Origin of the sequence: Halomonas sp. 328 (assembly GCF_015645095.1) — a bacterium.
Taxonomy (GTDB): Bacteria; Pseudomonadota; Gammaproteobacteria; order Pseudomonadales; family Halomonadaceae; genus Bisbaumannia.
Window position 1 is genome coordinate 34,078 of record NZ_JADOTW010000023.1, and the last position, 10,784, is coordinate 44,861.

Genomic DNA, 10,784 nt, shown 5'->3' on the forward strand with positions numbered 1-10,784 from the left:
ACTCAGACCGTGAATTTGGCGGGGTCTGTCCCTGCTCCGGTGCCTGCCTCCCGGTCGGCGTGGTCGTGGTCGGTCAGGCCGTGGCTTTCGGCTTGGCCTTCTGGGCCTTGGCGCGCTCCAGCAGCGGCTTGAGGAAGCGCCCGGTGTGGGAGACCGCCATCTCGGCGACCCGCTCCGGGGTGCCCTCGGCGATGATGCGGCCGCCGCCGGAGCCGCCCTCGGGGCCCAGGTCCACCAGCCAGTCGGCGGTCTTGATCACGTCCAGGTTGTGCTCGATCACCACGATGGTATTGCCGTGGTCGCGTAGCCGGTGGAGGACCGTCAGCAACTGGCGGATATCCTCGAAGTGCAACCCGGTGGTGGGTTCGTCGAGGATATAGAGGGTCTTGCCGGTGTCGCGCTTGGCCAGCTCCCGGGCCAGCTTGACCCGCTGGGCCTCGCCACCGGACAGGGTGGTGGCGCTCTGCCCCAGGCGAATATAGGAGAGGCCCACGTCCATCAGGGTCTGCAGGCGGCGGGCGATGGCCGGCACCGGCGAGAAGAACTCCAGGGCTTCCTCCACGGTCATGCCCAGTACCTCGTCGATGCTCTTGCCCTTGTACTGCACCTCCAGGGTCTCGCGGTTGTAGCGCTTGCCCTTGCAGACGTCGCAGGGCACATAGATGTCCGGCAGGAAGTGCATCTCCACCTTGATCATGCCCTCGCCCTGGCAGGCCTCGCAGCGCCCGCCCTTGACGTTGAAGGAGAAGCGTCCCGGCTTGTAGCCCCGGGAGCGGGCCTCCTGGGTGCCGGCGAAGAGCTCGCGGATCGGCGTGAAGATGCCGGTGTAGGTGGCCGGGTTGGAGCGCGGCGTGCGACCGATGGGGCTCTGATCGATATCGATCACCTTGTCGAGCTGGTCGAGCCCCTCGATGCCGGCGTAAGGCGCCGGGACCAGGGTGGTGGCGTGGTTGAGCTCCCGGGCGGCGATGGGCATCAGCGTCGAATTGATCAGGGTCGACTTGCCCGAGCCCGAGACCCCGGTGACGCAGATGAAGAGCCCCAGGGGCAGCTCCAGGGTGACGTCCTGGAGGTTGTTGCCGGTGGCGCCGGTGAGACGCAACACCTTCTGGGGGTTGCCGGGAATCCGCCAGGGCGGTACCTCGATGCGCCGGGTGCCGGCCAGGTACTGGCCGGTCAGGGAGTCGGGGTTGGCGGTGACCTGGTCCGGGGTGCCCTGGGCGACGATGCGCCCGCCGTGGACGCCGGCCCCGGGGCCGATGTCCAGGACATGGTCGGCGGCACGGATGGCGTCCTCGTCGTGCTCCACCACGATCACGGTGTTGCCCAGGTCGCGCAGGTGCTCCAGGGTCTTGAGCAGGCGGTCGTTGTCGCGCTGATGCAGGCCGATGGAGGGCTCGTCGAGGATGTACATGACGCCCACCAGGCCGGCGCCGATCTGGCTGGCCAGGCGGATGCGCTGGGCCTCGCCGCCGGAGAGGGTCTCGGCGCTGCGCTCCAGGGTCAGATAGTCGAGGCCCACGTTGACCAGGAACTCCAGCCGGGCGTGGATCTCGTTGACGATCTTCACGGCGATTTCACCGCGGCGCCCTTCCAGGGTCAGCTGGCGGAAGTAGTCCCAGGCCTCGCCGATGGGCAGGCGGACCATCTCCGGCAGGGTGCGCTCATCGATATAGACGTGACGGGCCTCCTTGCGCAGCCGCGAGCCGTGACAGCTGGGGCAGGGCTGGACGGCGATATAGCGGGCCAGCTCCTCGCGCACCGAATTCGACTCGGTCTCCCGGTAGCGGCGCTGCATATTGGGCAGCACCCCTTCGAAGGGGTGTTCCCGGGTCACCCGGCGGCCCCGGTCGCCGACGTACTCGAAGGCGATGGACTCGTGGCCGCTGCCGTGGAGGATGATCTCGCGTTCGTGGCGGGCCAGCTCCTGCCAGGGAGTCTCCAGCTCGAAGCGGTAGTGGTTGGCCACCGCCTGGAGCTGGTTGAAGTAGTAGACACTGCGGCGGTCCCAGCCCTTGATCACGCCCTCGGCGAGCGACAGCTCCGGGTGACTGATCAGCTTGTCCGGGTCGAAGACCTGCTGCACGCCCAGGCCGTCGCAGCTCGAGCAGGCGCCGGCCGGGTTGTTGAAGGAGAACATGCGCGGCTCGAGCTCGGCGATGGAGTAGCCGCACACCGGACAGGCGAAGCGCGCCGAGAAGGCGATATCCTCCCGCTCGCCCTCCATAAAGTGCACCATGGCCACGCCGTCGGCCAGGTTGAGGGCGGTCTCGAAGGACTCTGCCAGGCGCTGGGCCAGCCCCTCGCGGACCTTGATGCGGTCCACCACCACGCTGATATCGTGCTTCTTGTTCTTGTCCAGGGGCGCCAGGTCGTCGAGCTCCAGCACCTGGCCATCGATCATGGCGCGCACGAAGCCCTGGGCGCGCAACTCGGCGAGCAGCTGCAGGTGCTCGCCCTTGCGGCCGGCGACCACCGGGGCCAGCAGCATCAGCTTGCTGCCCTCGGGGAGGGCCAGCACCTGGTCGACCATCTGCGAGATGGTCTGGGCCTCCAGGGCCTCGCCGTGTTCCGGGCAGCGCGGCGTCCCGGCCCGAGCGAACAGCAGGCGCAGGTAGTCGTAGATCTCGGTGATGGTGCCCACGGTGGAGCGGGGGTTGTGGGAGGTGGACTTCTGCTCGATGGAGATCGCCGGGGAGAGCCCCTCGATATGGTCGACATCGGGCTTTTCCATCATCGACAGGAACTGGCGGGCATAGGTGGAGAGGGACTCCACGTAGCGGCGCTGCCCCTCGGCGTAGAGGGTGTCGAAGGCCAGCGACGACTTGCCGGAGCCGGAGAGGCCGGTCACCACGATCAGCTTGTCGCGGGGCAGGTCGACGTCGATATGCTTGAGGTTATGGGTGCGTGCGCCCCTCACCAGGATCCTGTCCATTACCACCTCGCGGTGCGTGCAAAACCTCGATTATACGGCCTGGCCCGAAGCCCCGGCAAAGCCGCCCTGCTTCGCGCTTTCCCCCGGTGGGGGCGAACCGCTAGAATATGGCCCTCCACCACGGCGGCCCTTGTCGTCGATACCGATTCCTGGAACCCGCTATTCGCATGGTCTCTCGCCTGTTACGCGCCACCGAGCGCCGTGCCATCGTCGGCCTCTCCGGCCTCTATGCCACTCGCATGCTGGGCCTGTTCATGGTACTGCCGGTGCTGGCCCTCTATGCCGGCGAGCTGGAGGGCGCCACGCCGCTGCTGATCGGCCTGGCCCTGGGCGGCTATGGCCTGACCCAGGCGATCCTGCAGATCCCCTTCGGGCTGCTCTCCGATCGCCTGGGGCGCAAGCCGGTGATCGCCTTCGGCATGCTGCTCTTCCTGGCCGGCAGTGTGGTGGCGGCCCAGGCCGAGAGCATTGCCCTGGTGATCCTGGGGCGCTGCCTGCAGGGCAGTGGCGCCGTCGCCGCGGCCATCATGGCACTGTTGGCCGACCAGACCCGGGAGGAGGTGCGCACCGCCGCCATGGCCAGCATCGGCCTCTCCATCGGCGTGGCCTTCGCCATCGCCATGGTGTTGGGACCCTGGCTGGCCGCGGCCTTCGGCCTGGCGGCGATCTTCTGGGTGACCGCCGGGCTGTCCCTGCTGGGGTTGCTGGTGCTCTGGCGCCTGGTGCCCCAGGCGCCGCAGCGCCGGCATCGCGACGTGGGCCTGGACCGTGCCCAGCTGCGTGCGGTGCTGGGGCGCCCCGACCTGTTGCGCCTGGACTTCTCGATCTTCGCTCTGCATCTGGTGCTGATGGCGCTGTTCGTGGCGATCCCGCTGCGCCTGCTCGACGCGGGCCTGGCGGTCGAGCATCATGGTTGGGTCTATCTTGGCATCATGGGGCTGGCCTTCGTCGGCATGGTGCCGCTGGTGATCATCGCCGAGAAACGCCGTCGCATGAAGACGATGTTCCTGCTGGCGGTGGCGGGCCTGGGGCTCTGCAGCCTGGGGCTGGGCCTGGTCGGCGACGGGCGCTGGGCCCTGATGGGCTGGCTGTTGGGTTTCTTCGTGGCCTTCAACCTGCTCGAGGCGACCCTGCCGTCGATGCTCAGCAAGCTGGCCCCCGCCGGCGCCAAGGGCACCGCCATGGGGGTCTACTCCACCGGCCAGTTCCTGGGGGCCTTCCTGGGCGGGGTGCTGGGCGGAGCCCTGGTGCAGTGGGGCGGCCTGGAGGCGGTCTTCTACGGCTGCGCCCTGATCGGCCTGTTATGGTTGGGCCTGATCGCCGGCATGGCGCCGCCGCCCCACCTCTCCAGCGAGGTGGTGGCGCTGGAAGACGAGCCCCATGACGCCCTGGATTCGTTGATGGAGCGCCTGGCCGAGGTGGCCGGCGTCGAGGATGTACTGGTCGTGCCGGAAGAGCGGGTCGCCTACCTCAAGGTGGATCGCCAGCGGCTCGACAGCGATGCCCTGGCCCGGGTGGCCGGCAAACGCAAATCGTAGTGGCTCGCCGCCATCGCGGCGGCGAGTCCCACTGGAACATTCGGGGGTGCCGTGACGCGCCCCACAAGCGAGGAGTCAATTATGGCCCGTGGTGTCAACAAGGTCATCCTGATCGGCAATCTGGGACAGGATCCGGAAGTGCGCTTCCTGCCCTCCGGCAACCCGGTGGCCAACCTGCGCATCGCCACCACCGACAGCTGGACCGACCGCCAGAGCGGTCAGCGCCAGGAGCGCACCGAATGGCATAGCGTGGTGCTCTTCAACAAGCTGGCGGAGATCGCCCAGCAGTACGTCAAAAAGGGCTCGCGCATCTATATCGAGGGGCGCCTGCAGACCCGCAAGTGGCAGGGCCAGGATGGTCAGGACCGCTATACCACCGAGATCGTCGGCAACGACATGCAGATGCTCGACAGCCGCAGTGGCGGCGGCCAGGGCGGTGGCGACTATCAGGGGCAGGGCAACTACGGCGGCGGCATGCCCCAGCAGGGCGGCTATGGTGGCCAGGGCGGCGGCTACGGCAATGCGCCTCAGCAGCCCGCCGCGCAGCCGGCGCCTCAACCGGCCCCCCCGCAGGGTGGCTATGGCCAGCAGCCGCCGCAACAGCCCCAGCGCGCGCCGCAGCAACCGGCTCAGCAGCCCCCGGCCCAGGGCGGTCAGGGCAACAACTATGGGGCGCCCAATCCGGGCAACTTCGATGACTTCGACGACGAGATCCCGTTCTGAGCTAGTCGCACATCGATGGGCCGCGGAGGCGCTTGAGTGAAGCTATTGATCCTGGATGCCGGACACTGCCTGAGCCTGGCGCTGGTGCGCCTGGCCAGTCGTCGCGGCGATACCGAGCTGGTGGTGGAGCCGGGGCTCGGCCTGACGGCGGAGCGTCTGGCGGAGGTGGGCCCCGATGCCCTGGTGATTCCGCCCCTGACTCAGCCCATCAGCGCCGATCCGGCGACGGTGCTGGCCCATGCCGAGGCGGTGGAGTCCTGCCTGGCGGCCTGTGCCGAGGCCGGGGTGCCCCTGGTGTGGTGCGTCTCGGATCAGCTCTACGAGGACGGCTTCGAGACCGCCATCGACGAGCATGTGATCCCGGCCCCCCGGGACGAGAGCCTGCGGCGGCTGATCACTACCGGCGATCGCATCCGGGAAGGGTATCACCGGCACCTGATCGTGCGCCTGGGGCCGCTGTTCGCCCTGGAGGGCGGCAGCGCCTGGCTCAGCGAGCTGATCGAGCGCCTGATGATCGGCGAGGAGGTGCGCGCCGCCGAGGACGTGATCTTCTGTCCCACCTCGGCGGATGCCGCGGCGATGGCCCTGCTCGGCATGCTGCAGCAGCAGCATTGTGGGGCCGAGGCCTGGGGGGCCTATCACCTGGCGGGGACCGAGCCGGTCAGCGCTTATACCTTCGCCTCCCTGGTGCGCACCCAGCTGGAGACTCGCCTGGAGGGGATCGGCGAGTCGGTGGCCCTGGGGGCCATCAAGGCACTCAATCATCACCATGATCAGCCGCTGCGGCGGGTGCTCAACTGTCGCCGGGTGCTGGAAGCCTTCGGGGTGCACCAGAAGCCCTGGCGCCTGGAAGTGGGGCGGATGCTCGACGAGTGGTGCAAGGCGCGGCGGGAGGTAGAGGCATGAACCTGGCGCGCAGCCTGATCTTCTATGTCGGCTACTTCCTGGCCATGCTGGTCTGTGGCGTGCTCTTCCTGCCCGTGGCACCGCTGCTGCCGCTGCGCGAGCGCTATCGCCTGCTCAATCTCTACAACCACTTTATCCTGGCCTGGTTTCGCCTGGCCTGCGGGGTGCGTTACGAGATCACCGGGCGGGATCGCCTGCCTCCGGGCCCCTGCGTGATCCTGGCCAACCACCAGTGCGAGTGGGAGACCATCTACCTGCAGCTCCTCAAGCCGCCGGTGTGTACGGTACTCAAGCAGGAGCTGCTGCGGATTCCCATCTTCGGCTGGGGGCTGCGCCTGCTGCATCCCATCGCCCTGGATCGCTCCAAGCCGTCTCGAGCCATGAGGCAGGTGCTCAGCCAGGGCAAGCAGCGGCTGGAAGAGGGGCTCTCGGTGCTGATCTTCCCGGAGGGCACCCGAGTCGCTCCGGGCCACCGCAAGCGCTACAACAAGAGCGGGGCGGTGATCGCCTGTCGGGCCGGAATGCCGGTGGTGCCGGTGGCGCATAACGCCGGGGAGCGCTGGCCCGGGCGCCACTGGGTCAAGAATCCGGGGACCCTGCGCCTGGAGGTGGGCGAGCCCATCGCCACCCAAGGCCGCACTCCCGAGGAGGTGCTGGTGGAGGTGGAAGCCTGGATCGAGGCGCGCCTGGCGGAGATCTCCGAGGTGCCGAGACCGAGCCCCGTGGGGGCAGCCCCTGGCGGTGCCGAATCCGCGGCCAAGGTGCAGGAGTGACTGGCCTAAGTGATATGGCTGGGGGCTGACCCCGGTTCTCAAGCAAGCATACAAGAACGGCGCCCCATGGGGCGCCGTTCTTGCTGTCGGGGCTACGAGAGGCCTTAGCCCTCGAACTTCTCCAGCACCAGGCAGGCGTTGGTGCCGCCGAAGCCGAAGCTGTTGGAGAGCACCCGCTTGACCGCCACGCTATCGCGGCGCTGGGTGACGATATCGAAGCCATCGGCCTGTTCGTCGAGGGCCTCGACGTTGGCGGAGGCGGCGATGAAATCGTGCTCCATCATCAGCAGCGAGTAGATCGCCTCCTGCACGCCGGTGGCGCCCAGGGAGTGGCCGGTCAGCGACTTGGTGGAGCTCATCGCCGGCGTGGTATCGCCGAAGACCTCGCGGATCGCCTTGAGCTCGGCCACATCGCCCACCGGCGTGGAGGTGCCGTGGGTATTGATGTAGTCGATGGGGCCATCCACGCCGGCCATGGCCTGGCGCATGCAGCGCACCGCGCCCTCGCCGGAGGGGGCGACCATGTCGTGACCATCCGAGGTCGCACCGTAGCCGACCACCTCGGCATAGATCCTGGCGCCACGCGCCTTGGCGTGCTCCAGCTCCTCGAGCACCAGCATGCCGCCGCCGCCGGCGATGACGAAGCCGTCGCGGGCCTGGTCATAGGGGCGGGAGGCCTTCTCCGGGCTCTCGTTGTACTGGGTGGAGAGGGCGCCCATGGCATCGAAGAGGCACGACAGGGTCCAGTGCTCCTCCTCGCCACCGCCGGCGAAGACCACATCCTGCTTGCCCAGCTGGATCTGTTCCACGGCGTTGCCGATGCAGTGGGCCGAGGTGGCACAGGCCGAGGAGATGGAGTAGTTGACACCCTTGATCTTGAAGGGCGTGGCCAGGCAGGCGGAGACGGTGCTGCCCATGGTGCGGGTGACCCGGTAGGGACCGACCCGGCGCAGGCCCTTCTCGCGCATCACGTCGGCGGCCTCCACCTGATTGGCGCTGGAGGCGCCGCCGGATCCGGCGATCAGGCCGGTGCGTTCGTTGGAGACCATCTCCGGGGTCAGGCCCGAGTCCTCGATGGCCTGGGCCATGGAGACGTAGGCGTAGGCGGCCGCGTCGCCCATGAAGCGGCGCAGCTTGCGGTCGATCAGGGCGTCCAGGTCGATATCCACGACGCCGGCCACCTGGCTGCGGAAGCCGCGTTCGGCGTATTCATCCTTGAAGCGAATACCGGAGCGCCCCGTCTGGAGCGCCTCGAGCACCTGATGACGGTCGTTACCGAGGCAGGACACGATGCCCAGGCCGGTGACTACCACTCGTCGCATGGGAGCCTCCTGGTCAGAAATTCGCGGTGGAGGTAAACAGGCCGACGCGCAGGTCATTGGCCTGATAGATGTCGCGGCCGTCGACGGACACGGTGCCGTCGGCGATGCCGAGGATCAAGCGCCGGGTGATGATGCGCTTGATGTTGATCCGGTAGGTGACCTTTTGGGCATCCGGCAGGATCTGGCCGGTGAACTTCACCTCGCCACAACCCAGGGCGCGGCCGCGGCCCGGGTGGCCCAGCCAGCCCAGGTAGAAGCCGACCAGCTGCCACATGGCGTCCAGGCCCAGGCAGCCGGGCATCACCGGGTCGCCGGGGAAGTGGCAGTCGAAGAACCACAGATCCGGATGGATATCGAGCTCGGCGATCAGCTCGCCTTTGCCGTGCTCACCGCCCTCCTCGTGGATATGGGTGATACGGTCGAGCATCAGCATATTGGGTGCCGGCAGCTGGGCATTGCCCGGGCCGAAGAGTTCACCTTGGCTGCATGCCAGCAGCTCATCGCGGCTGAAGGAGTGTTGCTTGATCACAGAGTCGTTCCGAGAGTCGCAGTTTTTATAGGCCGCATGCATCACGGCAATTGGCATTCTACTTTCCGGCGGCGGTGATTGCACGTTGAGGCGCAAGCAGATTAAAGCTTGCTCATCAACCGCCGATAGTTTCTTTTATAGCGATGGCCAAGGCCATCACACTTTCTCAATCGCCGGGTCGATCCTATGTGGCCTAGTTTTTCTCTCGACCGCCCCCTGATCTGGGGTGGCCTGATCGCCATGGCGGCCATCGGCTGGTTGCCCAACCTCTGGCTGCGCCTGGCCGCCATGGTCATCATGCTGCTGGGCCTGGTGGACCTGTGGCGGCAGGTCGGCAAGGAGGGGCAGCGCCGCCAGCTGCTGGAGAGCGCCCTGCAGCTCTCCGCCGACGGCGTGGTGATCTGCGACGCCAATAACCGCATCGTCGCCATCAACCCCGCCTTTACCCGCATCACCGGCTATAGCGCCGAGGAGGTGTTGGGCAAGCCCATGTCGATGCTCGCCTCCGAGCGCCAGGACAAGGCTTTCGACGAGCGCTTCCGCCAGGCCCTCCAGGGCCAGGGGCGCTGGGAGGGCGAGGTGTGGAGTCGTCGCAAGCATGGCGACCAGTATCCGGAGTGGCTGCGGGTCCAGGTGCAGACCGACGCCAAGGGGCGCCTCTCCCACTACGTTTCCCTGTTCACCGACATCTCCCGCCACAAGGCGCGGGAGCAGGACCTGCAGCGTATCGGCTTCGAGGACCCGCTGACCGGGCTGCCCAATCGCCGCCGCCTGAACGACCTGATGGGCTCGCGGCTGCGCTCCCTGCGGGCCGGCGAGACGCTGGACATGGCGCTGATCGATATCGACGCCTTCAAGTCGGTCAATGATGCCCTGGGGGTCGACAAGGGCGACCGCCTGCTGGCCAGCTTCGCCCAGCGCCTGGCGCGCCAGGTGGCCGGCGGCGTGGTGGGGCGAATCGGCGGCGACGAGTTCCTGGTGATGCGCACCACCACCTACGACGATCACGACCGCTGGGTGGCGGAGCTGCGCGATCACCTGGGCATGCCCTTCGAACTGGAGGGGCAGACCCTGCGCTTGGGCATGACCATCGGCAGTTGCCGGGCCCCGGAGGATGGTCGCGACGCCGGGGTGCTCTTCCAGCGCCTGGAGTCGGCGCTCTATACCGCCAAGCGCCACGGGCGCAATCAGCATCAGCGCTTCCGGCCGGCCCTGGACGTGGCGGGGGATCACCAGCTGGCGCTGGTCAATGCCCTGCGCAATGCCCTCGCCACCAGCACCCAGCTGGAGTTGCACTACCAGTCCCAGCACCGCATCGACAACGGCGAGCTGGTGGGCTTCGAGGCGCTGCTGCGCTGGCGCCACCCGGAACTGGGCATGGTCTCGCCGGCGGACTTCATTCCTCTGGCGGAGCGCCATGGCCTGATGGTCTCCCTGGGACGCTGGGTCATCGAGCAGGCGGTAGGCCAGCTCGCCGGCTGGCGGCGAGCCGGCATGCCGGCGGTGCCGGTATGGGTCAATATCTCGGCCCTGCAGCTGATCCAGGGCGACCTGGAAGCACAGCTGGCCGCCTGCCTGACCGAGTTCAAGGTGCCGCCCCGGCTGCTGGGGCTGGAGCTCACCGAGTCGGTGCTGCTGGACGAACGGGCGGGAGACATCTACCCACGCCTGGCGGCCCTCCAGGAGCGGGGCCACCAGATCGCCATCGACGATTTTGGCACCGGCTACTCCTCCCTGAGTTATCTCAAGAAGCTGCCGGTGGACAAGCTCAAGCTGGATCGCGCCTTCGTGCGCTCCCTGCCGGAGGATCAGGCCGATGCCGCCATCGTCGCCGCGGTGCTGGCCATGGCCGAGGGGCTGGGGTTGGACGTGGTCGCCGAGGGGGTGGAGGAGCGGCCCCAGCTGGAGTTCCTGGCCAGCCATGGCTGTCCCCTGGTCCAGGGCTTCATGTTCTCGCGGCCGATGGCGGCCTCGGACGTGGAGGCGACCTGGCTGGCGCCCCCTAGCGCTCCTCCCCAGCCCGCATCCCTCAAGCAGGCCATCGAGGCCCGCTGACTT

Annotated in this window: 8 protein-coding genes; 5 read left to right on the forward strand and 3 right to left on the reverse strand. The window is 67.9% G+C overall.

From position 1 onward, the window contains the following. Window positions 1–73: 73 nt before the first annotated feature. The gene (gene uvrA / locus IHD13_RS12770; RefSeq protein ID WP_195861423.1) at window positions 74–2,935 is read right to left on the reverse strand and encodes an excinuclease ABC subunit UvrA; all 2,862 of its coding nucleotides are present in this window, start codon (window positions 2,933–2,935) and stop codon (window positions 74–76) included. Between the two features lie 161 nt (window positions 2,936–3,096). On the opposite strand from uvrA, the gene IHD13_RS12775 reads away from it, so the two are divergent. The 4 genes from IHD13_RS12775 (at window position 3,097) to IHD13_RS12790 (ending at window position 6,875) form a co-directional block, all read left to right on the forward strand. Beyond that, on the forward strand, window positions 3,097–4,473 hold the full coding sequence (locus IHD13_RS12775; protein ID WP_195861456.1) for an MFS transporter: 1,377 nt from the start codon (window positions 3,097–3,099) through the stop codon (window positions 4,471–4,473). 81 nt (window positions 4,474–4,554) lie between these two features. Further along, window positions 4,555–5,196 (forward strand): single-stranded DNA-binding protein, encoded by a 642-nt coding sequence (gene ssb / locus IHD13_RS12780; RefSeq protein WP_230086286.1) that lies wholly within the window; start codon window positions 4,555–4,557, stop codon window positions 5,194–5,196. Between the two features lie 36 nt (window positions 5,197–5,232). Further along, window positions 5,233–6,102 carry a sugar nucleotide-binding protein gene (locus tag IHD13_RS12785; RefSeq protein WP_195861424.1) on the forward strand — a complete coding sequence of 290 codons (870 nt, stop codon included), beginning with the start codon at window positions 5,233–5,235 and terminating at the stop codon, window positions 6,100–6,102. Continuing rightward, entirely contained in the window at window positions 6,099–6,875 is a 777-nt protein-coding gene (locus IHD13_RS12790; RefSeq protein WP_195861425.1) for a lysophospholipid acyltransferase family protein, read from the forward strand. Before IHD13_RS12785 ends, IHD13_RS12790 begins: the two co-directional genes overlap by 4 nt. Before the next feature lie 104 nt (window positions 6,876–6,979). On the opposite strand, the gene fabB is transcribed toward IHD13_RS12790, so the two are convergent. Beyond that, complete coding sequence (fabB, locus tag IHD13_RS12795) at window positions 6,980–8,197, reverse strand: beta-ketoacyl-ACP synthase I (protein WP_195861426.1); 1,218 nt, start codon at window positions 8,195–8,197, stop codon at window positions 6,980–6,982. Window positions 8,198–8,210: 13 nt separating this feature from the next. Then, window positions 8,211–8,726, reverse strand: a complete 516-nt coding sequence (fabA, locus tag IHD13_RS12800; protein ID WP_146804400.1) for a 3-hydroxyacyl-[acyl-carrier-protein] dehydratase FabA — start codon at window positions 8,724–8,726, stop codon at window positions 8,211–8,213. 186 nt (window positions 8,727–8,912) lie between these two features. Here fabA and IHD13_RS12805 point away from each other — a divergent pair, with 186 nt between their 5' ends. Next, complete coding sequence (locus tag IHD13_RS12805; RefSeq protein WP_195861427.1) at window positions 8,913–10,781, forward strand: putative bifunctional diguanylate cyclase/phosphodiesterase; 1,869 nt, start codon at window positions 8,913–8,915, stop codon at window positions 10,779–10,781. Window positions 10,782–10,784 lie beyond the last annotated feature (3 nt).